The organism is Pseudomonas alkylphenolica (assembly GCF_016009175.1).
Taxonomy (GTDB): Bacteria; Pseudomonadota; Gammaproteobacteria; order Pseudomonadales; family Pseudomonadaceae; genus Aquipseudomonas; species Aquipseudomonas alkylphenolica_B.
The window spans coordinates 21,172-44,989 of sequence record NZ_JADUCM010000006.1 but is presented as its reverse complement, the minus strand read 5'-3'; the positions used below and the strand labels follow the sequence as shown (position 1 = coordinate 44,989).

Annotated in this window: 23 protein-coding genes; 9 read left to right on the top strand and 14 right to left on the bottom strand. The window is 62.8% G+C overall.

Annotation, left to right across the window (positions count from 1 at the left end):
- Window positions 1–8 precede the first annotated feature (8 nt).
- The 3 genes from I5S59_RS08130 to I5S59_RS08120 all read left to right on the top strand — a co-directional run bounded on the left by I5S59_RS08130 (window position 9) and on the right by I5S59_RS08120 (window position 1,879).
- Window positions 9–422 carry a hypothetical protein gene (locus I5S59_RS08130; RefSeq protein WP_197876171.1) on the top strand — a complete coding sequence of 138 codons (414 nt, stop codon included), beginning with the start codon at window positions 9–11 and terminating at the stop codon, window positions 420–422.
- Window positions 423–467: 45 nt separating this feature from the next.
- Entirely contained in the window at window positions 468–1,406 is a 939-nt protein-coding gene (locus I5S59_RS08125; protein WP_197876170.1) for a 2-hydroxyacid dehydrogenase, read from the top strand.
- Window positions 1,407–1,471: 65 nt separating this feature from the next.
- Complete coding sequence (locus I5S59_RS08120) at window positions 1,472–1,879, top strand: GFA family protein (RefSeq protein WP_197876169.1); 408 nt, start codon at window positions 1,472–1,474, stop codon at window positions 1,877–1,879.
- Here the strand turns inward: I5S59_RS08120 and I5S59_RS08115 are convergent.
- On the bottom strand, window positions 1,872–2,765 hold the full coding sequence (locus I5S59_RS08115; RefSeq protein ID WP_197876168.1) for a LysR substrate-binding domain-containing protein: 894 nt from the start codon (window positions 2,763–2,765) through the stop codon (window positions 1,872–1,874). The two genes, I5S59_RS08120 and I5S59_RS08115, sit on opposite strands and share 8 nt — an antisense overlap.
- A gap of 153 nt (window positions 2,766–2,918) precedes the next feature.
- Between I5S59_RS08115 and I5S59_RS08110 the strand changes: the two genes are divergently transcribed.
- The 3 genes from I5S59_RS08110 to I5S59_RS08100 all read left to right on the top strand — a co-directional run bounded on the left by I5S59_RS08110 (window position 2,919) and on the right by I5S59_RS08100 (window position 5,118).
- Window positions 2,919–3,860: a DMT family transporter gene (locus I5S59_RS08110; RefSeq protein WP_197876167.1), complete on the top strand. Its 942-nt coding sequence runs from the start codon at window positions 2,919–2,921 to the stop codon at window positions 3,858–3,860.
- A 46-nt stretch (window positions 3,861–3,906) separates the two neighbouring features.
- Window positions 3,907–4,245 (top strand): FKBP-type peptidyl-prolyl cis-trans isomerase, encoded by a 339-nt coding sequence (locus I5S59_RS08105; protein ID WP_197876166.1) that lies wholly within the window; start codon window positions 3,907–3,909, stop codon window positions 4,243–4,245.
- Between the two features lie 210 nt (window positions 4,246–4,455).
- On the top strand, window positions 4,456–5,118 hold the full coding sequence (locus tag I5S59_RS08100) for a histidine phosphatase family protein (RefSeq protein ID WP_197876165.1): 663 nt from the start codon (window positions 4,456–4,458) through the stop codon (window positions 5,116–5,118).
- 13 nt (window positions 5,119–5,131) lie between these two features.
- Here I5S59_RS08100 and I5S59_RS08095 read toward each other — a convergent pair whose 3' ends face one another.
- Window positions 5,132–6,046, bottom strand: coding sequence for a LysR family transcriptional regulator (locus I5S59_RS08095; protein ID WP_197876164.1), 915 nt, complete (start codon window positions 6,044–6,046; stop codon window positions 5,132–5,134).
- Between the two features lie 105 nt (window positions 6,047–6,151).
- Here I5S59_RS08095 and I5S59_RS08090 point away from each other — a divergent pair, with 105 nt between their 5' ends.
- Window positions 6,152–7,393, top strand: a complete 1,242-nt coding sequence (locus I5S59_RS08090) for a D-amino acid dehydrogenase (protein WP_197876163.1) — start codon at window positions 6,152–6,154, stop codon at window positions 7,391–7,393.
- A gap of 7 nt (window positions 7,394–7,400) precedes the next feature.
- On the opposite strand, the gene I5S59_RS08085 is transcribed toward I5S59_RS08090, so the two are convergent.
- Complete coding sequence (locus I5S59_RS08085) at window positions 7,401–7,838, bottom strand: Lrp/AsnC family transcriptional regulator (protein WP_197876162.1); 438 nt, start codon at window positions 7,836–7,838, stop codon at window positions 7,401–7,403.
- Between the two features lie 130 nt (window positions 7,839–7,968).
- Here I5S59_RS08085 and I5S59_RS08080 point away from each other — a divergent pair, with 130 nt between their 5' ends.
- Window positions 7,969–8,874 (top strand): DMT family transporter, encoded by a 906-nt coding sequence (locus I5S59_RS08080; RefSeq protein WP_197876161.1) that lies wholly within the window; start codon window positions 7,969–7,971, stop codon window positions 8,872–8,874.
- Here I5S59_RS08080 and I5S59_RS08075 read toward each other — a convergent pair.
- A complete protein-coding gene (locus I5S59_RS08075) occupies window positions 8,861–9,553 on the bottom strand; it encodes an alpha/beta hydrolase (RefSeq protein WP_197876160.1) in 693 nt (230 codons plus the stop codon). The two genes, I5S59_RS08080 and I5S59_RS08075, sit on opposite strands and share 14 nt — an antisense overlap.
- A gap of 125 nt (window positions 9,554–9,678) precedes the next feature.
- Here I5S59_RS08075 and I5S59_RS08070 point away from each other — a divergent pair, with 125 nt between their 5' ends.
- Window positions 9,679–10,599, top strand: a complete 921-nt coding sequence (locus I5S59_RS08070; protein WP_197876159.1) for a class I SAM-dependent methyltransferase — start codon at window positions 9,679–9,681, stop codon at window positions 10,597–10,599.
- A gap of 40 nt (window positions 10,600–10,639) precedes the next feature.
- On the opposite strand, the gene I5S59_RS08065 is transcribed toward I5S59_RS08070, so the two are convergent.
- From I5S59_RS08065 to I5S59_RS08020, 10 genes are all read right to left on the bottom strand, one after another.
- On the bottom strand, window positions 10,640–12,151 hold the full coding sequence (locus I5S59_RS08065) for a PepSY domain-containing protein (protein WP_197876158.1): 1,512 nt from the start codon (window positions 12,149–12,151) through the stop codon (window positions 10,640–10,642).
- A gap of 10 nt (window positions 12,152–12,161) precedes the next feature.
- Window positions 12,162–14,330 carry a TonB-dependent receptor gene (locus tag I5S59_RS08060; RefSeq protein ID WP_197876157.1) on the bottom strand — a complete coding sequence of 723 codons (2,169 nt, stop codon included), beginning with the start codon at window positions 14,328–14,330 and terminating at the stop codon, window positions 12,162–12,164.
- 101 nt (window positions 14,331–14,431) lie between these two features.
- Window positions 14,432–14,818, bottom strand: coding sequence for a DUF2946 domain-containing protein (locus I5S59_RS08055; RefSeq protein ID WP_197876156.1), 387 nt, complete (start codon window positions 14,816–14,818; stop codon window positions 14,432–14,434).
- Window positions 14,819–14,861: 43 nt separating this feature from the next.
- Window positions 14,862–16,898: a mechanosensitive ion channel family protein gene (locus I5S59_RS08050; RefSeq protein ID WP_197876155.1), complete on the bottom strand. Its 2,037-nt coding sequence runs from the start codon at window positions 16,896–16,898 to the stop codon at window positions 14,862–14,864.
- Between the two features lie 170 nt (window positions 16,899–17,068).
- Entirely contained in the window at window positions 17,069–18,070 is a 1,002-nt protein-coding gene (locus I5S59_RS08045) for a sulfate ABC transporter substrate-binding protein (protein ID WP_197876154.1), read from the bottom strand.
- Window positions 18,071–18,163: 93 nt separating this feature from the next.
- Entirely contained in the window at window positions 18,164–18,988 is an 825-nt protein-coding gene (locus I5S59_RS08040; protein ID WP_197876153.1) for an ion transporter, read from the bottom strand.
- Between the two features lie 44 nt (window positions 18,989–19,032).
- Window positions 19,033–19,920 carry an urea transporter gene (locus I5S59_RS08035; protein WP_197876152.1) on the bottom strand — a complete coding sequence of 296 codons (888 nt, stop codon included), beginning with the start codon at window positions 19,918–19,920 and terminating at the stop codon, window positions 19,033–19,035.
- 144 nt (window positions 19,921–20,064) lie between these two features.
- On the bottom strand, window positions 20,065–21,480 hold the full coding sequence (gene pyk, locus I5S59_RS08030) for a pyruvate kinase (RefSeq protein WP_128324401.1): 1,416 nt from the start codon (window positions 21,478–21,480) through the stop codon (window positions 20,065–20,067).
- Window positions 21,477–22,751, bottom strand: coding sequence for a glycerate kinase type-2 family protein (locus tag I5S59_RS08025; protein WP_197876151.1), 1,275 nt, complete (start codon window positions 22,749–22,751; stop codon window positions 21,477–21,479). Before I5S59_RS08025 ends, pyk begins: the two co-directional genes overlap by 4 nt.
- A 159-nt stretch (window positions 22,752–22,910) precedes the next feature.
- The gene (locus I5S59_RS08020; protein WP_197876150.1) at window positions 22,911–23,804 is read right to left on the bottom strand and encodes a 2-hydroxy-3-oxopropionate reductase; all 894 of its coding nucleotides are present in this window, start codon (window positions 23,802–23,804) and stop codon (window positions 22,911–22,913) included.
- Window positions 23,805–23,818: the final 14 nt, after the last annotated feature.

The window sequence follows — 23,818 nt, the reverse complement described above, 5'->3', positions numbered from 1 at the left end:
GAATCACTATGAACAGCATCGCACGCCTGACGTTACTTTCCCTGGCCATAGGCTTGAGTGCGTGTACTGTTCAGCAACCCAGCGAACCCACCGCGCCGCCGATTGAAAGGCTGCCCTCGGAGCCGACCAGCAAGCCGGCTCCACGCCCAAGCACGGTGCCGAGCAAGCCTGCGGTAACCCCGGCGACCAAGCCGATGCCGCGTACCTCGGCCAGCTTTGCGCCACCGCCGGGTGGAGCCAGCCACTGGGACCCGCGCCTGGGCGTCTACGTGCTGGAAGGCCAGACCAACACCTTTTACCGCCAGCGTACCTATTACCGCTGGAACAACGGCTGGAGCTGGTCGACCAACCTTAACGGCCCCTGGCAGGAAACCGACAGCAGTGGCGTGCCAGGCGGTCTGGGCCGGGCTTTCGCGCAATAGCCCAAGTTGCGCATAATGCCCCTTCGTATTGAACCGGAGGGTGGCATGAGCAAAACAGTCCTGGTACTGGTTGAAACCGTTGACGATTACCTGCCGCTGCTGGAGCAGGCGGGCTATCGCCTGGTGCGTGCCCAGACCCCGGCCTTGCGCGCCGAAGCCATTGCCCGTGACGGCGGCCACATCGATGCCGTGCTGACGCGTGGCCCGTTGGGCCTGACCGCCGATGAAATCGCGGCCTTGGCCAACCTGAAAATCATCTGTGTAATCGGCGCCGGCTACGAGCAGGTTGACCTCGCCGCCGCTGCCGCCCGTGGCATCACCGTTACCAATGGCGCCGGCGCCAATGCCACGGCGGTTGCCGACCATGCGATGGCGCTGTTGCTGGCCGTGGTGCGCGACATTCCCCGGGCCGATGCCTCGACCCGGCGGGGCGAGTGGAACCGTGTCATCAGCCCGTCGGTCAGTGGCAAGCGCCTGGGTATTCTCGGGCTCGGTGCGGTCGGCCTGGCCATTGCCAAGCGCGCGGCACAGGGCTTCGACATGCCGGTCAGCTACCACAACCGCAATCCGCGCAGCGATGTGCCCTATACCTACTGCGACAGCCCGCTGGCACTGGCTCAGGCGTCGGACTTTCTTATCGTCGCCACCCCCGGCGGTGCCAACACCCGGCAACTGATCGATAAAACGGTGCTCGATGCGTTGGGACCGAATGGCTTTCTGATCAATATCGCCCGGGCCAGTGTGGTCAACACCGCAGAGATGGTCGAGGCGTTGCGCACAGGGGCGATCGCAGGCGCAGGGCTGGATGTGTTCGATGACGAACCGACGGTGCCGGATGCCCTGAAAGCCTTGGGCAATGTCGTACTCACCCCCCATGTGGCCGGGCAGTCGCCGGAGGCGGCACGCGACACGGTGGCGCTGGTGTTGAAGAACCTGCAGGCATTCTTTGCCGGTGAGCCGGTGCTGACGCCGGTACGCGGGTAATCTCAGGGCGGGTGCACCAACTGCTAGACTGATTCGCTCCTTATCCCAAGCAAGGAGCTTTGACCATGTCCCTGGAAAAGCACGGTAGCTGCCTGTGTGGCGCCGTCAAACTCAGCATCAGCCTGGAGCATGCCAGCGTCGACGCCTGCCATTGCAGCATGTGCCGCAAGTGGGGCGGTGGGCCGCTGTTTTCGGTGCAGTGTTCGCAACCGGTAAGGTTCACGGCCGGGCAACCGGTGTTCTATGAATCTTCCGAGTGGGCCGAACGGGGCTTCTGCGGCCAGTGCGGCACTCACCTTTTGTACCGGCTGAAAAACGGCAAGTTCGATTCCGTGTCGGTAGGCGTGCTGGAAGGCGACACCGACTGGGTGTTCGACCTGCAGGTGTATGTCGACAGCAAACCGGCGTACTACTGCTTCGCCAACCAGACCAAAACCATGACCGGCGCTGAAGTCGAAGCGCTGTTCAACTGAGCGCCAGCAGCCACGTAGCGAAGACTTGTGCTGCGGGTGAGCAGGGGGCCTGTTTGTCGTGCACCAGATAGTCGGCTTGCCCGGTGTGCACGACAAAGTCCGATACCTGGCGAATGGCCCCCTGGTCGATTCGCTCGCGCGCCATGAACTCCCAACCCAGCCCCACCCCCATCCCTTGCATCACCGCCTCGAACACCAGGTTGACCTGGTTGAACGTCACCGCCTCGGCAGGTGCCTTGTAGGCATGGCCCTGATGACTGAACCAGTCCTGCCAGTCGAGGCAGTTCCACGCCGAGGCATCCAGTTGAATCAGGGGCAGGGCCTGCAGTTCGCTCAAGGAGTCGACTGTGGGCAGGGCTCGCTTGACGCTGGCGATGGGGTAGATGGTTTCATCGAACAGTTTGTCGGCGTTCAGCGAACTCCAGTGGCCGTGCCCGTAGAGGATGCCGAAGTCATAGTCGCTGATGTCGCTTTCGCTGATTTCGTTGCTGGCGTGAATGTTCACGGTCAGCTCCGGGTGTTGCTCGTTAAAGCGCAAAAGACGCGGGAACAACCAGTACTGGGCTACCGCGTGGGTGCAGATGACGCTGACATTACGACTGCCATGACCGGACTTCAAACGCAGGACATTGCTCAGCAGGCGCTCGAGCATCGGCTCGACAATGGCGTTGAACTCGGCGCCGGCGGTGGTCGGCGCGATGCCGCGGGCACGTCGTTCAAACAGCACGGCGCCGAGGTGGTCCTCCAATAGCTTGATCTGCTTGCTCACCGCGCTTTGGGTCAGGTACAGCTCGCTGGCTGCGCGGGTGAAGCTGCCGGTGCGCATCACTGCTTCAAAGGCAATCAGGGTATCGAGCGGGGGCAGATGACGACTGAAGCGGCTCATGTCGAGAGTCCGGTTGGGGAATGACTGCATCATAAGATTGAAGGCTGGGCTCATAAAGGTATTCTGGCGGGGAATGCCTGCATGCCGAATGATCTTTTGTCCGGATGCCCGGCAGACGGTAGCCTGCGCACTTCTTTGAGCAGGAGCAGGCACGTGAAGCAGGGTGTGGCCTACGCCGGGGTAGCCGGTGCGATGTGGGGGCTGGTGTTGATGGTGCCGCAGCTGTTACCGGAGTTCAGCCCGGTGTTGCTTGCCTGTGCACGATTCGTGTTGTTCGGTGTTGTGACCCTGATCCTGGCGGTGCCGATGCGCAAGGCGCTGGGACGGCTGACGGCGGCAGACCTGTGGATGCTGGGGCGCCTGGCGCTGGTAGGCAACCTGCTGTACTTCATCTTCCTGGTGGCGGCCATCCAGCGCCTGGGCGTGGCACCCGCCTCACTGATTGTCGGTGTCTTGCCGCTGACCATCACCCTCTACGGTCGCCATGACAGTGGCGGCGTGGCCCTCAAGCAGTTGTTCGCGCCGCTGCTGCTGATTCTCGCCGGCATGCTCTGCATCAACGTGCAGACCTTTGCCGTCGAAGCGGGCACGGTCGGCGATAAGCTCGCAGGTGTGCTCTATGCGCTGGCAGCATTGGCCTGCTGGACCTGGTATGCGGTCAACAACAGCCATTACCTCAAGCAGTGCGGGCATTTCGACAGTCATCAGTGGTCGGTGCTGGTTGGTGTGATGACGGGTGTGTTCAGCCTGCTGCTGGTTGCGGCGCTGGCGCTGTGGCAACCGGCGCAGCTGCAGGTGGAGGCGGCGCCTGAGCGTTGGCGGTTGTTCTGGCTGTACAGCCTGGGCTGCGCGATTTTTGGTTCGTGGCTGGCAGCGCTGCTGTGGAATGCCGCGTCCAAACGCATGCCGCTGACCCTGAGCGGTCAACTGATCGTCTTTGAAACGCTGTTTGCCTTGCTCTACGCCTTTATCTGGCGGCAGAGCGGGCCGAGTGTGCTGGAGGCTGCGGCGATCATCCTGGTAATCGGCGGGGTGTGCTGGTCGATGCGCCAGCACGGCACCCCGGCAACGCTTGCCAAACCTCTGCATTCCTGAGAAAAGGCTGCCACGAAACACTTTTTACGCTTCAACGAGGTCAAGCATGAGCAGCGAACTGCAAATCACCGATATCCAGCTGGGTGAAGGCAAAGAGGCGGTCAAGGGCGCGCTGATTACCACCCAGTACACCGGCTGGCTGGAGGACGGCACCAAATTCGATTCCTCCCACGATCGTGGCAAACCGTTTCAGTGTGTGATCGGCACCGGCCGGGTGATCAAGGGCTGGGATCAGGGCCTGATGGGCATGAAGGTAGGCGGCAAGCGCAAGCTGGTGGTGCCCTCGCACCTGGCCTATGGCGAGCGCAGCATGGGCGCAATCACGCCGCATTCGAACCTGACGTTCGAGATCGAACTGCTGGAAGTGCTCACACGCGACGAATGACCGGTCGGTGAATTAATTCAGCAACATTCGCTTGATACATTCACCTCTGCTCAGGGTTGAGCACTCAGGGATCGAACCAAACGGGCTTGACGCACTCTCAGTTAACCCCGCTCCACGGATGGAACGACAGACAGGGATCACCCGCGGCCTCGGCCGCGGCGTGTCACAGGCGGGTCAGCCGTATCCCTTTTTGCCGAATGAGCCCGCTTCATGACGTTGTCTACCCTGTTTAAACGCCACCGCCATGCCCTGTGTTCGCTGGCCCTGCTCGGTGGTGTCACCCTGCTAGCCCTCGAGGCTGTCGAAAGCCGCGCCGCACCAGTGGACGGTGTGCAGACACTGGTTTTTCTGCGCCATGCCGAAAAGCCGGGAGAGGGGTTGGGGCAACTCAATTGCCAAGGCCTGAATCGCGCCCTGGACCTCGCCACGCTGCTGCCGGAAAAATTCGGCAAGGCCGACTATGTGTTTGCCGCCAACCCATCGCGCCACGTCGAAGAAGGCAGCAAGGACGACGCCTACAGTTACATACGCCCGCTGATGACTATCAGCCCGAGCGCCATCAAGCTGGGCTTGCCGGTGAACATCGACTTCGGTGCGAATGACACCGCCGCCCTTGCAGACGAGCTGCTGCAGAACAAATACCGCAACGCCACCGTCTACACCGCCTGGTCCCACGGCTATCTGCCCGAGCTGATCAACACGGTGGCCGGCAAGGCGTTGGGCAAGAAACAGGTGATCACCGAGGATTGGGATGGCGGTGATTTCGACTCAATGTATGTGCTGACGCTGACCTGGCACGACGGCAAGGCCAGCCTGCTCAGCCGTAACTACAAGCAGGGCTTGAACAACGGTGAGCAGAGCTGCCCGAGTTGATTGCTGCCCGGGTTCATTGGCCGGGCAGGGCGGGTACCCGGGCAATCTGATCGCGCGCATGCCTGCCAAACAGCTGCAACAGGTCGTCCAGCGTGTGCGGATGGCTCTCGTTAGCCCGGGTCAGGGCGTACAAGGTAATCGGCAATGGCGGATCGAGCGGGCGCACCAGCGTGTGCTGCGAGCCGAGGGCGGTGAAGGGGTCGATCAATGCCAGCCCGGCGCCGGATTCGACCATGGCCCGCGCCAGCGAATAGGTCTGCACGCGAATGGCGATCTGCGGCGCCGGTTCCAGGTTTTTCAGGTAACTCCCCACCTGCGCGGCCAACGGATCGCTGCTGCTCAGGCCAATCAACGGTGCACCGGCCAGGGCGTCGACGCCCAGCGGTAGCCCCTGACTGCTTTCGCTCCAGTAACCCTTGGGTGCCATCGCCACCAGCACGCCATGGGCCAGTGCGTGTACGTCAAGGCCAGGGTGGTCCGGGTGGCGCAAGGTTAGCGCGACGTCGATTTCACGCATCAGCAGTTGCTGCACCAGCTCACGGCTGTGCAAGCTTGAGAGCTCGCATTCGGACTGCGGGTGACGTTCGGACCATTGGCTGATGACCGGTGGCAGCAACGACAGTGCCAAGGCCGGGGTAGCGCCGATGCGCAGCTGCAGGCCGGGTTGACGCCGCAAGCTGGCAGCCAGGCGGCGCACACCTTCGACGCTGTCGGCGACCTTGTCGACCTCACGCTCCAAGGCCAGGGCCTCGGGGGTGATCTGCAGCTTGCCTCGCACGCGCAGGAACAGCGGAAAACCCAGCTGGGCTTCGGCGTGCTGGAGAATCTTCGACACCGCCGGCTGAGTGACATGCAGCAATTGCGCGGCAGCGCTGATCGAGCCGGTCTGACGGATGGCCTGGAACACTTCGATGTGACGCAAACGCATGGTCTGGCCCATAACCTTTGTTTATGGATGACCCATTCTTATTCATTATCCAGCCGCTGTCACCGGCCCTAGTCTGAAGGTCTTCGGACTTATCGGTGGTTGCACATGGCTCAGCGGGTAGCGGTGATCGGTGGTGGCGTGATTGGCCTGGCGACAGCCTATGCCCTGGTGCGTGAAGGCTTTGCGGTCGACTTGATCGAGGCGCGGGACAGCTTTGCTGGCGGTACCAGCTTCGCCAACGGCGGGCAACTGTCGTATCGCTATGTGTCGCCGTTGGCCGATGCCGGCGTACCGCTGCAGGCATTGGGCTGGTTGCTGCGCAGCGATTCGCCGCTCAAGCTGCGACTACGCCTGGACCTGGCGCAGTGGCGCTGGCTTGGCGCATTCATGGCGGCGTGCCGAAGCTCGGTCAATCGGACCAATGCGGCGCACCTGCTGCGTCTGGCGTTGCACAGTCAGGCTACCCTCGCGCAATGGCGCACTGACGACGCCCTGGAAGATTTCGCCTGGCGGCGCAATGGCAAGCTGGTGACCTTTCGCAGCGCGTCGAGCTTTGCCCAGGCCCGCGCACACCTGCTTGACCCCAACGGTCAGCAGGTGCTGGACGCCCGCGAGATCGCGGCGCTGGAGCCGACCTTGGCCGATGCGCCTTTCATTGGCGGCGTGTTCACCGCGGATGAAGAGGTTGCTGACTGCCAGCGCTTTTGCCTGGCGCTGGCGCAGCGCTTGCAAAACTCCGGGCAATGCCGGTTCTTGCTGGGGCAGACGGTCACGCGAATCCTGCACGCCGACGGTGTGGTGCAGGCTGTGGAACTGAACGATCAACACCTGCCGGTGGAGCGCCTGGTGCTGTGCGCCGGGCACCGCAGCGCCAGCCTGGGCTTGCCGGGCCTGCACCTGCCGATCTATCCGCTCAAGGGCTACAGCCTGACCGCACCAATCGGGGCCGGACACCAGGCGCCCTATGTGAGCATCACCGATTACGACCGCAAGATTGTCTATGCCCGGCTGGACGATCAATTGCGGGTGGCGGCGATGGTCGACATCGTCGGCTTTGACGAGTCGCTCGACCCTGCACGGCTGGCGAGCATGCGTCGGCTGGCGGCAAGCACCTTGCCCAACGCAGCCGATTACGCCCATGCCCGGGAGTGGGCGGGGATGCGTCCGGCGACCCCCAATGGCGTGCCGCTGTTGGGCCCCACCCGTTATCGCAACCTGTGGCTCAACCTGGGTCACGGTGCGCTCGGCTTCACCCTGGCCTGCGCCAGCGGCCAGCTCCTCGCCGAACTGATTGCCGGGCGTGCGCCTTCGATCGACCTGCACGGGTTTAGCCCTAGCGCAGGTTGAACAGCGCTTATTCCATCGGCGGCAAGCGTCGCTTGACCGGGGTTTTCTTGACGATGGCGGTGTTGGTTTCGGCATGGCTGTTGAGCTTGTCCAGCACGGTGTCGAGCTGTTCCATCGAACGCACATGCAGGCGGGCGATGAAGCAGTCGTCCCCGGTCACCTTGTCACATTCGGTGAACTCGGGGATCGCCATGATCTGCCGTTCCACTTCCTGCAACTGGCCTGGCAGGGGGCGCACGCGGACAATGGCCTGCAACTGGTAGCCAAAGCAACGCGGGTCGACTTCAACGGTGTAGCCCTTGAGCACACCGCGCTCTTCGAGGCGTCGCAGGCGCTCGCTGACACTCGGGGCCGACAACCCGCTGAGCTGGGCAAGCGCCTTGAGCGAGCGTCGCGAGTCGTCCATCAGGGCCTTGATCAATAACTGGTCGATATCGTCGGTCATCGCGGCCTCGTTAGGCAGTTGGCAAATTCTGCCTTGATAGTAAAGGTGAATTGGCAGTTTAGCCTGCTTTATCCACTGGAGTGGCCAGGGCCACGCTCGCATAATTTAGCCATCGTTCAGGAGGTGAGTGATGGACAGTTCAATACGCCGTGGTTCGTTGGAGATGGTCGCCGCGATGTTGATATCGGGAACCATTGGCTGGTTCGTGCTGGTGTCCGGGCAACCGGTGCTGGATGTGGTGTTCTGGCGCTGCGTGTTCGGTGCCACGACCTTGCTGCTGATCTGCCTGGCCATGGGCTTTCTCAAGCCCGGCATCCTGACCCTGGCCACCTTCGCCCTCGCGGTGCTCAGCGGCGTGGCCATCGTTGGTAACTGGGTACTGTTGTTTGCCTCCTATTCGCGCGCCTCGATTGCTATCGGTACGGCGGTATACAACGTCCAGCCGTTCATGCTGGTGGGCCTGGCCGCGGTGTTTCTCGGTGAGAAAATCACCGTGCCGAAGCTGTTCTGGCTGGCGCTGGCGTTTCTCGGCATGTTAGCGATTGTCAGTGCCCATGGCAGCACGGGCGGCAGTGGCAGTGACTACCTGTTGGGTATTGGCCTGGCCCTGGGTGCGGCGTTTCTCTATGCCTTGGCGGCGTTGATCATCAAGCGCCTGAGCGGCACGCCACCGCACCTGATCGCGCTGATCCAGGTGTGCACCGGGATTCTGTTGCTGGCGCCCTGGGCCAATACCTCGGGCCTGCCCGGCGAGGCCGGTGCGCTGGCCTCGCTGGTGACGCTGGGGATTGTTCACACCGGGGTAATGTATGTGCTGCTCTACGGTGCGATCCAGAAGCTGCCGACGGCGTTGACCGGGGCCTTGTCGTTCATTTACCCGATTGCGGCGATCTTCGTTGACTGGTTTGCCTTTGGTCACCGCCTGGCGCCGCTGCAATGGCTGGGCGTGGCCGCGATCCTGCTGGCCGCGGCCGGTATGCAGCAAGGCTGGTGGTTCAGGCCAGCGGCCAAGTCTGTAGCGGTCAAGCCAGACTGAGCGCAGCGCGATCGATCAGGGCTGCAACTTCAGCAGCCCGCGAGGCCAGCGAGGCATGGCTGGCATCCAGGCGCAGCACTTCCTTGGGGTTCATGCGTTGCGACATCATCTCCTGATTGGCCGGGGCGATCATCCGGTCTTGGGTGGACAGCTGATACCAGGTGGGCTTGTGCTTCCACGCCGGGTCGCTGATGGTGTCGCCGAAGGTGCTGGCCAGCGGGGCCTTCTGGGTCACGCTCATGATCAGGCCTTCGTCCCTGCTCAAGTCCTGGCAGAAACTTTCGTGGAGTTTGTCCGGTTTGATCCACAGATAGCCATCGGCATCGGGTTGCAGGTTGGCGGCAGCTTCGGGCGGATTTTGTGCGGTAATGCCACCGGGGCTTTCGCCATCATCCGGGGCAAATGCGGCAATGTAGACCAGGCCGGCGACATTGGCCTGGTTGCCCATCTGCGTAATCACCGCGCCGCCATAAGAGTGGCCGACCAATAGCACCTTGCCAGGCTGGGAAGCAACCATTTTGCGCGTGCGTTCAGCGTCATCGGCCAGCGATGTCAGGGGCATCTCCACGGCATGCAGGTCCTGGTAGCCCAGGCGCGACAATTCGAGGATCACCTTGCTCCAGTGGGCGGCGCCGCCCCAGAAGCCGTGGACCAGTACGATGCCAGGTTTTTCGCTCATGATGGTTGTCCAGCCAGTGAGAGGGGATTGTCAGTGTAGAGGCTGCCAAGGTTTTCTGCGGGCACGCCTGTCGTCTGTCGGTGGTCAGGGTAGAATAGGCCGCTTTACGCCCGTTGAATTTGCCCATGACCTCTGTGATCGACACCCTCCAGCACCACCTGCTTGCGGCCCTTGACCCGGCCCCGACGCAAACCCGCCGGCTGTTCCATGGGCGTGGGCGCTGCTGGCCAGGGCTTGAGCAAATCACCGTGGACTGGTTGCAAGGTGTGCTGCTGGTGTCGTTGTTTCGCGAGCCACCGGGCGGCCAGCGGGCCGCGCTTGAGCAGATGTTGCTGGGCCTGGCGCAGGCGCCGTGCTGGAGCGGGCAGGCGATGCTGATCCAGCACCGTTACCTGCCCGAGAGCCCGGGGCAGTGGCTGCTGGGTGAGCCGAGCGAGCACTGGCTGATCGATGAAGACGGGCTGCGCTATCAGCTTGATCTGGGGTTGAAGCAGAACACCGGGCTGTTTCTCGACATGCGTTACGGTCGACGCTGGGTACGTGAGCAGGCAGCCGGCAAGCGCGTGCTCAATCTGTTCGCGTACACCTGCGGCTTTTCCGTGGCGGCGATTGCCGGCGGCGCCGAGCAGGTGGTCAACCTGGACATGGCCCGTTCGGCGCTGAGTCGCGGGCGGGACAATCATCGGCTCAATGGCCACGACCTGGGGCGGGTGAGTTTTCTCGGCCATGAACTGTTCAAGTCGTGGGGCAAGGTACGCAAGTCGGGACCTTATGACCTGATCATCATCGATCCGCCGACCTTTCAGAAAGGCAGCTTTGTGCTGACGCAGGATTACCGCAAGATTTTGCGCCGCTTGCCGGAGCTGTTGACCGAAGGCGGAACGGTGCTGGCGTGTGTCAATGATCCGGCCATCGGGCCTGAGTTCCTGATTGAGGGGATGGCCGAAGAGGCGCCGGACCTGACGTTCGTCGAGCGTTTGGCCAACCCGCCGGAGTTTCCCGATAACGATCCGGCGGGTGGTCTCAAAGCGCTGGTGTTCCGCTAGGATCGCGGATAAATCCGCTCCTGCAGGTACGGTGCCGACCTCAATCAGTGCACTTCCCCTGTGGGCGCGGGTTTACCCGCGAAGTTTTACCGCGCGACAGTCGCCGCCATCCCAACACCACACCGCTGACGCTGAGTATCAGCCCGCCAATGCTGAATGCGATCATCCAGATATCCCAAAGCGGTCGCCGCTGTAGCAATGGCAACCAGTCCCAGCTATGCAACAACGCGAACAACCATCGCGACACCCGTTTCGGCTGATCCAGCACCCCCGACACTTCACCCGTGTACAGGTCCAGATGCAGCCATGTCTGCTGAGGATCGTCAAAGCGCACGCGCAATGCCGGCAGGCGTTTTTCCAGGTGCCCGAGCATGCTTTGCTCTGCCCGTGCGTAGTAGTAAAAGTCGTAGGCGTCGAGTTGCTCGCTGCGCATCTTCCCTTGCGGCTGAATCGCCTGTGCAGCGCGTTCCAGCGCTTCCCGCGGCAAGCGTCTGAGCACCTGCCCGTCGGCCATCGACAGCACTCGCGTACGGCCGCCGCCGTCGTAGCCGATCACATACCCCTCGCCGCCGATCAGCCGCCATTCCAGCTGCCGCGCAACCAGCCCGTCATCGGCAAAGCGTGAAAGTGCGTGCGCGGCAGATACCGGAAAGGCTTTGGCCGTCAGCGGTCCACCCTGATACGCAGCGGTATCCAATGGCGCTGAGCTGCTGAAAATCCGCCAGGGGTTCATCGACATCAAGCCACTGAAGATCCAGGTAATCGCCAGCACGCCGAACAGCAAGCCACCGACATGGTGCCAACGGGCGAAGCCCTGGTAGGGCGAACGTGAGCCGCTGCGGTAGGGGCGGTTGAAGCGCCAGCGCAGCACGCCGATCACCGCCCCGAGTACGGCCATGACCGTGGCCGTCAGCGACAGGTAGATCACCAGGTTGCTCCACAGCCCATCCATGCCGATGCCGCGCAGCGGGTACAGCCAGTGCAGCCAGGCGCCGACCAGGTTCCAGCCACGCTCCAGGGCGCTGGCATCGCGGACCACCTCGCCCGTTTGCCCCGAAAGATACAACAGCGTGCCGTCGGCGTCGGCAAGCTGCACCCGTTGCAAGGGTCTGTCGGCATCGAGGGCGCGGGAATGGCTCCACAGGTCTTCCTGCACCGCACCCTGATAGCGGGCTGTTGCCAACGGGGCGTACTGGTGCGCAGCGGCCAGGGCCTGTTCGCGCCCGGTCAACGGCACGCGCAGACCGGTGCGCGCATCAACCGCTACGTTGCTGCGCCCCGGGTAGCTGAACAGGTAGCGCGGCTCTCCCGCTACCGTACTCAGGCGGATGCTGGCCGGTGCCCGTTGCGGATCGGCAGCGTCCACAGCAGCGGCGAGGTCGACGCAGCAGTCCTGCAGGTTCAGCACCGGCAAGTGCGCGAAGTGCTCGCGGGGTGTCAGCTTGGGGTAGCCGACATACAGCATGACCACGCCCGAGAAAAACCACAGGGCCATGAACAGACACAGGCCGATACCCAGCCAGCGGTGCCACAAGTACAGGTAGCGTTTCATCAGCGGCGTCCTAGAAGCGCGTCTGCACGGCCAGCTCGACGGTGCGCGGTGCACCGAGATAAAGCATGCTGGATGAAGTCCACTGGGCATACACCTCGTCGGTCAGGTTGCGTACCCGGGCGGTGATGCGGGTGTCGGCATCGACCTTGTAGGCGGCAAACGCACCCAAGATCGTGTAGGCCGGTGCATGGCGGGTATTGGCCGCATCGGCATACACCGACGACACGTAGCGGCTGTCGGCGCCGACCTGCCAGGTGGGGTCGATGTCGTAGGTCAGCCACAGGTTGGCCACCCGTTCGGGGATGTTGGTCGGGGTGTTGCCCTTGCGCGATACGCTGGTGCCGGAAACGTTTTCATTGAACTCGTCGTACTGGGCATCGACGTAGGCAAGGTTACCCTCGGCCAGCAGTTTCGGCGTGACGTGCAACGATGCCGCCAGTTCGATGCCGCGTGACGATTGCTTGCCCACAGGCTGGGTGGTGCCGGGGTTGGCCGGGTCGGCGGTAGCGAGGTTTTTGCGTTCGATGTGGTAAGCGGCGAGGGTGGCCGCGCCACGGCCATCAAGGAAGCTGAATTTGCTGCCGACTTCCACCTGCTTGCCGGTGCTCAGGTCGAAATCACGCACCTGGGCAAAACTGGCGGTGGTGAGGATACCGGCGGGTGGATCGGCAGCGGTGCTGTACTGGACGTAGACGTTGGCTGCCGGGGTCAGTTCGTAGACCAGGCCGATCCGCCCGGTAGTGGGTTCGTAGATGCGCTTGAAGTCGCGTGGATTGTTAGCATCGACCGTACGGTAGTTATGCACCTGAAGGTCGATGTGGTCATAGCGCAAGCCGGTCAGCAGCGACAGGCGATCGGTCAGCTGCAGACGGTTTTCGAGGAACGCCGCCCAGGTGTCGACGGTGTTCTGGCGGTTTTTCTGATAGCCCGGCACCATGCCCTTGAGGTCGTAGAAATGGCCCGGGTCGAAGTGCTCCGGGTCAACGCTGTCAAATACCCCGGTGATGGAACGTGGGTAGTTCATCTGCACGTTGTGGCTATAGTCGATGCCGCTCGACCACTGGCTGTTCATGCCCAGCAACTGACCTTGATGCAGTAGCTCGAAACGGTTGCCATTGAGCTCCTGGTCATGGCGCTGCAGCAGCGCGTTGGAGCGCCTTACCTGGCTGTTGTCGGCGTTGTAGGCATAGGTTTCGAGGTTCCGGAAGTTACGCTCGGTGTTGTAGTGATAAAGGGTGTTGCGCACGGAGGTGGCATCGTTGAAGCGGTACTCGGTGATCGAGCGCAGCCAGCGCACGCGCTGTTCGTAGCGACCGTCCTCGACGTTGTAGTTCTCGAAGCGCCGGCTCTCGTCGACCTTCATCTCGCCACCCAGGGGGTTGAGCACCGGTGTGCCCCAGTAGGGGCTGTCGAGCGTTTCGTTCTGGTATTCCAGGGCCAGGGTATGCGAGAGCTGGTCGTTGATGTCGGTCAGCAGCGAGAACGCCACGCTCCAGGCATCGCGCTCTTCGCGGTCGACGTAGCCGTTGCTGTGGGTATGGCTGAAGTCCAGGCGTGCGTAGTTACGGATGCCGTCGCCGTCGTTCAGGGCGTGATTGAAACCGAAGGAGGTTTCGCTGCTGTCGTAGGAGCCGTAGCTGATGCGTCCTTCGTTGAAGTCTTCGTCACGGCTGGCCAGCTTGGTGATGTAATTGACCGAGCCGCCCACTGCACCGGCACCGAACAGAAAGCTCGACGGCCCGCCAATGGCTTCGACGCGGTCGTAGATCCAGCTGTCCACCGGCCGTGCGGCAACCGCGTCGTACTGGACGCTGATGCCGTTGAACAACTGGGTGATCTGTGCCCCGGAAAAGCCCCGGTAGGCCACCGAACCTGCCGAGCCGGGCGGTGAGGCCGCAGTCATGCCGGGAACGCCGGCAAGCACGTCCTGGGTGGTTCTGGCACCACGTTGTTCGATTTGCTGGCGGTTGACGATGTTCACCGACGCCGGTGTTTCCCGCGGGGTCAGGCTCAGGCGTGAACCGGTTTGTGACGGCGTGTCGAGGAGCACGCCGTCTTCGGATTCGGCGCGACCTTCGATACGCAGGTCAGGCAGGGTCAATGGCGCCTCGGCCGAGGCATTGAACGACAGCGCGCAGAGCAGGGCCGCGCAGCCGGAGAAGCGATAGGTGTAGGGCATGAAGCACACTCTGGAAATTGAGCCAGCGGCCCGCTGCACCTGTCAGGCAGGCGCAGCACGGTAGGGCCGGGTACAGGCAGCCCGGTGAGCTGCCAGAGGGATCAAGCCAGAAATGGGGACGCGCGGGGATTGGCGGAGGGCCAGCAGTAGCGCGGTGGCGCCTTGCTGCGTAATTCGCGGTGGTAACGACGCACGCGGCTGGCGGCCAGCAGCCAGCCGATAACCAGGGTCAGGGCCAGGCAGACCACGGCAGCGGCGCAGACCGGACAGGTTTGCAGGCTGTCCCAGCCGGCAACGTTCTGTTCGCCAAAATCACTTTTGAGCGTCGGCCCGGCGCTGCCCATGGCCGAGCAGAAGGCGCCACCGATGCCGTTGAGCTTGAGGCCCATCATCTGTCCATGGCCGATTCCGCAGGCGAGCAGATTGAACAGGACACAAAAGTACAGGGTCCAGGCAATCAGCGGGCGGTTGGCTATGGATGGCGTCATGGGCGCGACTTTATCATCGTTGTCCAGGGGCGAGAAAGCCGAATCAGGCCTTGCCGTCACCCAGGCGCGCGGGGGGTGGATTGTACTGGGCAAAGCTCACATCGTCGGTCTCGTCCACGCGCTTTTTCAGGCGTTCATTGAAGGCGCGATTGACCGCGTACTGGCCGCCCGAGGTGGTGCGGAACTGGGCGGTGAGGGTGATGCCGTTGAGGTTCATGCTGTCGACCCCGAACACCTGCAGCGGGCCCTGCAGGCTGTGGCGCAGCAGGGGGTCTTCGCTGATCGAATGGCCGACTTCACGGATCAGTTCCAAGGCACTGTCGACGTTGGTCTGGTAGCTGAACTGCACCGAGAAGAAGGCATAGGCGAACTGCCTGGACTGGTTGGTGACCGCCTTGATCTGGCCGAACGGTACCGAGTGCACAAAGCCTTTGCTGTCGCGCAGGCGCAGGGTGCGAATGGTCAGGCTTTCCACCGTACCGGCGTGGTTGGTGTCGAGCACCACCCAGTCGCCGATGGAGATGGTGTCTTCGATGATGATGAACAGGCCGGTGATCACATCCTGAACCAGTTGTTGCGAGCCAAAACCGATGGCCAGGCCGATCACCCCGGCACCGGCCAGGAACGGTGCAACGTTGATGCCCAGGTTGGCCATGGTGGTGATGGTGCAGATTACTACCAGCATGATTTTGATCGCATTGCGCAGCAGCGGCAGGATGGTCCGCACCCGCGTGCTGGGCTGGCGGCTGTTGCGACGTCCGACGGTGGGCTTCATCGCTTCCTGGATCGCCGTGTCGATCACTACCCAGAGCAGCCAGGTGACCAGCAGGATCAGGCCGATGCTGCTCAGCGAGTCGCTGATGGCGCGGCCCAGGCTGTTGCGCATGGCGAAGTCGAGCACCGAGAAACCCCAGATTCGCCCCAGCAACACGATAAACGCCACGGCGATGGAAATGCGCAGCAGGGCACGGGCCAGGTTGCGCACCAGTTCCTTGTAGGGGCGCAGGCGCTGCCTGGCATCGACTTCTTCCTGATGTTTGAACATGTGTTGGAACACGGTGCTGAGAAACACCGTGCCGATCAGCAGGATCGAGGTCAGCAAGGCTTTTTGCAGGGCGCGCTGGCTCTCTTCGCCGGCGCCAATCAAGTGGATGGCCGACACCAGAATCATCATCAGGATCGGCAGGAACCACAGTGCCGAGAATATTCTCAAGGTTTCCTGCACGGCACGGTGCTGCAGGCGATCGGGCAAGGCCCGGTTGCGGATCAGGTGCGCAACCGGGCGGCGCAGCTTGAGGACCAGTACGGCAAACGCCAGGGTCGCCAGCAGACCGGTGACGGCGGCGACGCTGCTGGTGATGTTGCCGCCCAGGTAGCGGGCGATCTGCGGGCTGGTCAGGGCATCGCTCCAGGCGGCAAGAAAGCCGATCAGGAACAGCGGTCGCGGCGCTACCCGGCGAATGATGCGCACGGCGGTGCGCTTGTGCCCGGCGTCGAACAGGGTGATCAGGCAGAGGATGATCGAGGTCGAGAAAATACCGGCACTGGTGGCATAGGCCAGGCTCATGCCCAGCGCACGACCGGCAGAAAACACGAGGAAATGACTGACGTAGAGGGTAATGATCAGGCTGGCCACGGCCGGCAGGGTGAACACCAGCAGGTATTTGAGCACATGGCTGGCGCGCGGTCGTTCGCGCAGCACACGGGACTGGCTGGACTTGCGCGCCAGCAGGCGGCCGCCGTGGGTGAGCAGGGCATAGGCGAGTAGCCAGGTGATCGTCAACAGGGCGAAGTCGGTCCACAGCTCCAGAGAGCTGAAGCCCGCGGGCTGGCTGACCAGTTGGTCGACTTCATCGGCGGCGCGATCGGCGCGCAGGCGCCAGTTGTCGATCAGGTGATTGTCGACCTCCAGTTCCTGGCTGACATCGTCCAGGCCATCGGCAATCGCCCCGAGCAGGCCACCTTGAACCACGGGCTCTGCAGGTTCGGCCGGCTTTGCCGTGGGCAGCAATGCTGCGGCGTACGCCAACTGCAGGCTGAGCAGGCAACCGAGCAGGGCGGCGATGAGGGATCGGATCACTGGGTACTCCTTGAGCCGTGGATGACGGAAAGGGTAGTCAATGAACGCGAGGGGCAGGGGAGGAAGTGAGGTGAATGGCACGGGCCTGGCCCGTGTTCGCGGGCAAGCCTCGCTCCTACAGGAGTGGTGCAGGTCTCATGGAATGCACCAGTCCTGTGGGCGCAGGCTATTTACTGCCCGGTGTAGATCTGGTCGAACACGCCACCGTCATTGAAGTGGGTTTTCTGCACGGTGCGCCAGTCACCGAAGGTTTTCTCTACCGACAGGAAGTCGACTTTCGGGAAGCGGTCGGTGTACTTGGCCAGTACCGCCGGGTCACGTGGACGCAGGTAGTTGTTGGCGGCGATTTCCTGCGCTTCAGGCGACCACAGGTACTTCAGGTAGGCCTCGGCGGTGGCACGGCTGCCTTTCTTGTCGACGACCTTGTCGACCACGCTCACTGGCGGCTCGGCTTCGGCAGAGACGCTTGGGTAAATGACTTCGAACTGATCACGGCCAAACTCGCGGGCGATCATTTCGGCTTCGTTCTCGAAGGTCACCAGTACATCGCCAATCTGGTTGGTCATGAACGTAGTGGTGGCAGCACGGCCGCCGGTATCGAGCACAGGCGCCTGCTTGAACAGCTTGCCGACGAAGTCCTTGGCTTTGTTTTCGTCGCCGCCGTTCTTCAGGACATAGCCCCAGGCAGAGAGGTAGGTGTAGCGGCCGTTACCCGAGGTTTTTGGGTTGGGGACAATGACCTGGACGCCGTCTTTGAGCAGGTCCGGCCAGTCTTTCAGGGCCTTGGGGTTGCCCTTGCGTACGATGAACACAGTGGCCGAGGTGAACGGCGCGCTGTTGTTCGGCAGGCGGGTGACCCAGTTGTCCGGGACCAGCTTGCCGTTGTCGGCCAGGGCGTTGATGTCGGTGGCCATGTTCATGGTGATGACATCGGCAGGCAGGCCGTCGATGACCGAGCGCGCTTGCTTGCTCGAGCCACCAAAGGACATCTGCACGGTGATCTTCTCTTTGTGCTCGGCTTCCCAGTGTTTCTGGAACGCGGCGTTGTAGTCTTTGTAGAAGTCGCGCATCACGTCATACGAGACGTTCAGCAGCGGCGCCGGAGCGGCCTGGGCCAGGGAGCCGAAGGCCAGACCTGCGGCCAGAAGCGAGGCACTGAAGAGTTTTTTCACTGCGCTTTCCTTGTTCGAATGAGCGTTAAAGGCATTATGCCAGCGACTATAGCGGGTGGCGCTTAGGCGCTAAAAGATTAAAAAGTACTTTGCTTATTCCATTTTCTTGAATAGTGCGTTGCCACAGCGTGAACAGAAGGCTGCGCCATGTTCATGATGGTTTTTGTTGCAGACCGGGCAGTCGTGCTTGAGCTGTTCACCGCGCATGGCATTGGCCAGTTCGGCGGTGAAGATCCCGGTGGGTACGGCAATGATCGAGTAGCCGGTGATCATCACCATTGAGGAGATCACCTGGCCGAGCGGTGTCTTTGGCACGATGTCGCCGAAGCCGACCGTGGTCAGGGTGACGATTGCCCAGTAGATGCCTTTGGGAATGCTGGTAAAGCCGTGTTCGGGCCCTTCGACCACATACATCAGGGTGCCGAACACCGTGACCAGGGTCGAGACACTGACCAGAAACACGATGATCTTCTGCTTGCTGCCGCGCAGCGCCTCGAGCAGGTAATGCGCCTGCTTGAGGTAGGGGCTGAGCTTGAGCACGCGAAAGATCCGCAGCATCCGGATAACCCGGATGATCAGCAGGTACTGGGCATCGCTGTAGTAGATGGCAATGATCCCCGGCAGGATCGCCAGCAAGTCGACCAGCCCGTAAAAGCTGAAGGCATAGCGCAACGGCTTGGGTGAGCAATACAGCCGCGTCAGGTACTCGACCAGAAAGATCGCGGTGAACACCCACTCGATAATCGCCAGTACCCTGGCGTAGTTCTGGTGAACCTCGTCGATACTGTCGAGGATCACTGTCACCAGGCTGGCGAGGATGATCAGCAGCAGGGTTTTGTCGAAGCGCCTGCCGGCGACGGTGTCGGTCTGGAAGACGATGACGTAGAGCCGCTCGCGACAGCTCGAAGGGGTGTCCATATTCAGCTCCATTGCACAATGGAGCTGAGCCTAGGGGCAGCCTCTCAGCTATGCAAGCGACCGGCACGGCGAGCCAGGGGCTGACGCATCAGGCGCTGGCCGATCAGCACCAGCCAGCAGGCAAGGATGAACGGTGCAGTCAGGCCGGGAACCGGCAGGTGCGCCACTATCGGTTGCAGAATGATCGCCAGGAGCATCGCCAGCAATGGCAGCCAGGGCTGCTTGCGGGTCTGGCTGAAAGCCAGGGCAGCGAGCGCGGCATTGAAGCCGTAAAGCCCGGCATACGCCGCATTGGCGTCGCCGCCGAGCAGCGCGACACTACCGCCCAGCGCGGCGCCGAGCAGGGCCCAGGCGGCAGCGTAGCGGTTGGCAATGAGCAAGCCGATGGCGATCAGCAGGCCGGCAAGCGGATTGTCCAGCAGGAAGATCTGACCCAGGCCACGGGCCAGGGCGAAAAGCGCATTGTGCTCGACCGGGCTGGTGGCGCTGGCGCCTGGACTGCTTGCCAGCAACACGGCCCAGCCGATCAGCACAAACGGCGCGGTATAGGCCGGCAGCAGCAGGTTGGAGCTGGCCCGTTTCAGCCATTGGTGCACGAACATGCTGCTCAGGCCGCCGGCGGCGATGATCAACGGCGGCAGGATGGCCGACCACGGCAGGGCATAGCTGAGCAGCAGGCCGATCAGCACGCCGTTGTAGCTGTACAGGCCGGCCTGGCGGTCAGTGCGGTTGTAGCCGCGGCGCTGCGCGGTAAGCAGCCCGGCCAGTGCGCCGAGCAGGGCGCCGCCTACCAGGTCGGGGGCGGTCAGGGTGATGGCCAGCAGGCAGAACAGGCCGCACAGCGGGTTGCGCTGCAGCAGCACCTGGCTGAAGCCATTGAGTAGCGCCGTGGCCCAGTCGGGGCACGGGTTGACGAAATTTTTGGTGTACATGGGGGCAGTCTGGGTTGATGTGGAGTGGGGGAGCCTCTTTGGGCCGGGTTTTCCCACGTGAATGTCTGTTTGCCGGTCTGGCCCCATCGCCGGCAAGCCGGCTCCCACAAGGTAGGAGCCGGCTTGCCGGCGATGGGGATCAACTCAGATCAATGTCTCGATCCGCAGCGTGTTAGTCGACCCAGGCTTGCCAAAAGGCACACCGGCGGTGATCAACAGGGTATCACCACGGCTGGCCATGCCTTGGGCCTGGGCGATTTCCAGTGCGGTGGAGCAGATCTCGTCGACCTGGCGCAGGCGATCATTGACCACCGAGTGCACACCCCAGGCCACGCTCAGACGGCGAGCCGTGGACAGGTTGGGGGTCAGGTTAAGGATCGGTGCCCGTGGCCGCTCGCGAGCAGCGCGCAGCGTCGAGGCACCCGACTCGCTGTAGTTGACCAGCACCGCCACCGGCAGAATGCCGCTGATGCGGCGGATCGCGCAGCTGATGGCGTCGGAAACCGTCGCTTCGGCTTTCGGACGGCCGACGTCCAGTTGCACCTGGTAATCCGGGCCGTTCTCCACCTGGCGGATGATCTTGCTCATCATCTGCACGGCTTCCAGCGGGTAGTCGCCGGAGGCGGTTTCGGCCGACAGCATCACCGCATCGGCGCCTTCTGCCACGGCATTGGCAACGTCGGTGACTTCTGCGCGGGTCGGTGCCGGGGAGAAACGCATCGATTCCAGCATCTGGGTGGCAACCACCACCGGTTTGCCCAGTTCGCGGCAGGTGTTGATGATGCTCTTCTGGATTTGCGGCACGCTCTCGGCGGGAACCTCAACACCCAGGTCACCACGGGCGACCATGATCGCGTCGCTGAGTTCGGCGATGGCGCGCAGTTGGGTAACGGCCGAGGGCTTCTCGATCTTGGCCATCAGGTAGGCACGGTCACCGATCAGCTGGCGGGCTTCGACGATGTCCTCAGGGCGCTGCACGAACGACAGCGCCACCCAGTCCACGCCCAGCTCCAGGCCGAAAGTCAGGTCGCGGCGGTCCTTGGCGGTCAGCGGGCTGAGGTCCAGCACCGCTTGCGGGACGTTGACGCCTTTGCGGTCGGACAGCTCACCACCGTTGAGCACTTCGGTCTCGATGGCGTCGCTGTGCTTGGCGGTCACCCGCAGGCGCAGTTTGCCGTCATCGAGCAGCAGGTCCATGCCCGGCTCCAGTGCAGCGATGATTTCCGGGTGCGGCAGGTTGACCCGCTCGACGGTGCCCGGGGTGCTGTCCAGGTCCAGGCGCAAAGCCTGGCCGCGTTGCAGCTGGACCTTGCCTTCGGCAAAGCGGCCGACGCGCAGCTTGGGGCCCTGCAGGTCCATGAGGATACCCAGCGGATAATTGAGCTGGCTTTCTACTTCACGGATCCACTGGTAGCGCAGGGCGTGGTCTTCGTGTTCGCCGTGGCTGAAGTTGAGGCGAAAGATGTTCACCCCGGCTTCGACCAGCTGGCGGATGTCGTCGATACCCTTGATGGCAGGCCCCAGGGTGGCGAGGATTTTGACTTTTTTATCAGGCGTCATGGTTTGGCACTCTCGAGAATCAGAATCGCGCGAAAATCGTTGACGTTGGTCCGCGTCGGCTCGGTGACGATCAAGGCATCCAGAGCGGCGAAGTAGCCATAGCCATTGTTGTTGTCCAGTTCGTCGCTGGCCGACAGGCCCAGGGCGGCTGCGCGGGTGTAGCTGTCCGGGGTCATCAGGGCGCCGGCGTTGTCTTCGGAGCCGTCGATGCCGTCGGTGTCACCGGCCAGGGCGTAGACCCCGGGCAAGCCCTTGAGGCTTTCGGTCAGGCTCAGGAGGAATTCGGCGTTGCGTCCGCCACGGCCGTTGCCGCGCACGGTCACGGTGGTCTCGCCACCGGAGAGGATCACGCAGGGCGGCGAGAGTGGCTGACCGTGCAGGACGATCTGCCGGGCGATACCGGCATGCACCTTGGCCACTTCCCGCGATTCACCTTCCAGGTCGCCCAGGATCAGCGGGCTGAAACCGGCCTGACGGGCTTTTACTGCCGCCGCTTCCAGCGACTGCTGGGGCTTGGCAATCAGCTGGAAGTGACTGCGTGCCAGGGCCGGGTCGCCAGCCTTGACGGTTTCGGAGGCCGGGTTGTTCAGCCAGGCCGTCACCGCCGCCGGAGCGTCGATGTTGTAGCGCTTGAGGATCGCCAGGGCTTCAGCCGAGGTACTCGGGTCTGCCACGGTCGGGCCGGAGGCGATGACCGTGGCCAGGTCGCCCGGTACATCGGAAATTGCATAGGTGTAAACGGTGGCTGGCCAGCAGGCCTTGGCCAGGCGGCCGCCCTTGATCGCCGAGAGGTGCTTGCGTACGCAGTTCATCTCGCCGATGGAGGCGCCGGACTTGAGCAGCGCCTTGTTGATCTGTTGCTTGTCGGCCAGGGTCAGGCCTTCGGCAGGCAAGGCCAGCAGCGCCGAGCCACCGCCGGAAAGCAGGAAGATCACCCGGTCGTTCTCGCTGAGGTTGCTGACCATCTCCAGCACGCGTTTGGCCACGGCCAGACCGGCGGCATCGGGAACCGGGTGGGCGGCTTCGACCACTTCGATTTTCGAGCAGCTGGCGCCGTGACCGTAGCGGGTCACCACCAGGCCGGAAACCGGGCCTTGCCAGTTGCGTTCGACGACTTCGGCCATGGCGGCGGCAGCCTTGCCGGCGCCGATGACAATAACGCGACCGCTGCGGTCGCTGGGCAGGTGTGCTTCAAGAACCTGACGCGGGTGCGCGGCATCGATGGCCGTAGCGAACAGGTCGCGCAGAAAGTGTTGCGGATCGAGCGACATGGCAGGCTCCAATCTTATTATTCTTCAGAATCGAAAACGCCCCTGGATCTGCCTCCGTGCAGGCCGACCCAGGGGCGGTGGTGCTCTTTGAGCGGCAAGCCTCAAGAACATGCGGATCGATGCGCGATCCGGCGTTTCTTACGGCGTGAAGCTTGCTGCTTACTCGTCGCCGCGGATCGAGAAGTTGGCCATGTGCTCAAGGCCTTTGATCAGCGCTGAATGGTCCCAGTTGGCACCACCGATGGCCGCGCAAGTGCTGAACACTTGCTGGGCGTTGGAGGTGTTTGGCAGGTTGATGTTCAGCTCTTTGGCGCCTTGCAGGGCCAGGTTCAGGTCTTTCTGGTGCAGGCTGATACGGAAACCTGGGTCGAAGGTGCCTTTGATCATGCGCTCGCCGTGTACTTCGAGGATTTTCGAAGAAGCGAAGCCGCCCATCAGTGCTTCACGGACCTTGGCCGGGTCGGCACCGTTCTTGGCAGCAAACAGCAGCGCTTCGGCGACGGCCTGAATGTTCAGGGCGACGATGATCTGGTTGGCAACTTTGGCCGTCTGGCCATCACCGTTGCCACCGACGCGGGTGATGTTCTTGCCCATGGCCTGGAACAGCGGCAGGGTGCGTTCGAACGCGTTCGGGCAACCACCGACCATGATGCTCAGGGTCGCTGCTTTGGCGCCGACTTCACCGCCGGAAACCGGTGCGTCGAGGTACGCAGCGCCAGTGGCCTTGATTTTCTCGGCGAAGGCTTTGGTGGCGGTAGGGGAGATCGAGCTCATGTCGATCACTACCTTGTTCGGGCCTACACCCTGGGCGACACCGTTGTCACCGAACAGGACCGCTTCGACCTGTGGGGTATCCGGCACCATGACGATGATGAACTCGGCTTCCTGGGCCACTTCCTTCGGGTTGGCCAGGGCGACGGCGCCAGCGGCGACCAGGTCGGCCGGGGCGGCATCGTGATGGGTGGAGAGGAACAGGCTGTGACCGGCTTTTTGCAGGTTCTGCGCCATTGGGCGGCCCATGATGCCGGTGCCGATAAATCCGATTTTAGCCATGAGAGATGCCTCTT

Coding starts and splice junctions, on each gene's coding strand:
- I5S59_RS08130 (WP_197876171.1), top strand. CDS start 9: ATGAACAGCATCGCACGCCTGACGTTACTTTCCCTGGCCATAGGCTTG.
- I5S59_RS08125 (WP_197876170.1), top strand. CDS start 468: ATGAGCAAAACAGTCCTGGTACTGGTTGAAACCGTTGACGATTACCTG.
- I5S59_RS08120 (WP_197876169.1), top strand. CDS start 1,472: ATGTCCCTGGAAAAGCACGGTAGCTGCCTGTGTGGCGCCGTCAAACTC.
- I5S59_RS08115 (WP_197876168.1), bottom strand. CDS start 2,765: ATGAGCCGCTTCAGTCGTCATCTGCCCCCGCTCGATACCCTGATTGCC.
- I5S59_RS08105 (WP_197876166.1), top strand. CDS start 3,907: ATGAGCAGCGAACTGCAAATCACCGATATCCAGCTGGGTGAAGGCAAA.
- I5S59_RS08100 (WP_197876165.1), top strand. CDS start 4,456: ATGACGTTGTCTACCCTGTTTAAACGCCACCGCCATGCCCTGTGTTCG.
- I5S59_RS08095 (WP_197876164.1), bottom strand. CDS start 6,046: ATGCGTTTGCGTCACATCGAAGTGTTCCAGGCCATCCGTCAGACCGGC.
- I5S59_RS08090 (WP_197876163.1), top strand. CDS start 6,152: ATGGCTCAGCGGGTAGCGGTGATCGGTGGTGGCGTGATTGGCCTGGCG.
- I5S59_RS08085 (WP_197876162.1), bottom strand. CDS start 7,838: ATGACCGACGATATCGACCAGTTATTGATCAAGGCCCTGATGGACGAC.
- I5S59_RS08080 (WP_197876161.1), top strand. CDS start 7,969: ATGGACAGTTCAATACGCCGTGGTTCGTTGGAGATGGTCGCCGCGATG.
- I5S59_RS08075 (WP_197876160.1), bottom strand. CDS start 9,553: ATGAGCGAAAAACCTGGCATCGTACTGGTCCACGGCTTCTGGGGCGGC.
- I5S59_RS08070 (WP_197876159.1), top strand. CDS start 9,679: ATGACCTCTGTGATCGACACCCTCCAGCACCACCTGCTTGCGGCCCTT.
- I5S59_RS08065 (WP_197876158.1), bottom strand. CDS start 12,151: ATGAAACGCTACCTGTACTTGTGGCACCGCTGGCTGGGTATCGGCCTG.
- I5S59_RS08060 (WP_197876157.1), bottom strand. CDS start 14,330: ATGCCCTACACCTATCGCTTCTCCGGCTGCGCGGCCCTGCTCTGCGCG.
- I5S59_RS08055 (WP_197876156.1), bottom strand. CDS start 14,818: ATGACGCCATCCATAGCCAACCGCCCGCTGATTGCCTGGACCCTGTAC.
- I5S59_RS08040 (WP_197876153.1), bottom strand. CDS start 18,988: ATGGACACCCCTTCGAGCTGTCGCGAGCGGCTCTACGTCATCGTCTTC.
- I5S59_RS08035 (WP_197876152.1), bottom strand. CDS start 19,920: ATGTACACCAAAAATTTCGTCAACCCGTGCCCCGACTGGGCCACGGCG.
- pyk (WP_128324401.1), bottom strand. CDS start 21,480: ATGACGCCTGATAAAAAAGTCAAAATCCTCGCCACCCTGGGGCCTGCC.
- I5S59_RS08025 (WP_197876151.1), bottom strand. CDS start 22,751: ATGTCGCTCGATCCGCAACACTTTCTGCGCGACCTGTTCGCTACGGCC.
- I5S59_RS08020 (WP_197876150.1), bottom strand. CDS start 23,804: ATGGCTAAAATCGGATTTATCGGCACCGGCATCATGGGCCGCCCAATG.